Source organism: Mesorhizobium sp. WSM4819 (assembly GCF_055811215.1).
The window spans coordinates 1-460 of the sequence record NZ_JBVVQO010000101.1; the positions used below are offsets into that span (position 1 = coordinate 1).

Below are 460 nucleotides of genomic sequence, written 5' to 3' on the forward strand. Positions count from 1 at the left end.
GCATGGGCGAGGAGCGGATCGTCGCGCTTTTGCAGGAAAGCCTCAGCATTGCGGTCAAGACCGGGGCGATGAAGCCGCAGGATACGCGCCGGGTCATTGTCGACACGACGGTTCAACCCAAGAACGTGATGTTCCCGACCGACGCCAAGCTCATCCATCGCGCCCGCGAGCGGCTGGTGCGGCTGGCGAAGAAGACGCGGCTCGACCTGCGTCAGTCCTATGTCCGGGTCGGCAAACAGGCGCTGATCATGTATCAGCGCTACGCCCACGCCAAGCAGTTCAAGCGGGCCAACAAGGCCCTGCGCAGGCTCAGGACGTATCTGGGGCGCACCGTCCGCGACATCTCCCGTCAGATCGCCGGCGACGCGGAGCTGGACGCGCTTTTCAAATGGTCGCTCTACCAGGCCTCCACCGTTCTCGAGCAGCGTCAGCGCCAGCGCGGCCGCAAGATCTACAGCCT

General features: G+C 64.6%; 1 protein-coding gene. It reads left to right on the forward strand.

Annotated features, from left to right (window positions below):
- A partial coding sequence (locus AC0L18_RS32410; protein WP_473495748.1) for a transposase family protein occupies nucleotides 1-460 on the forward strand: 460 nt, incomplete at both ends.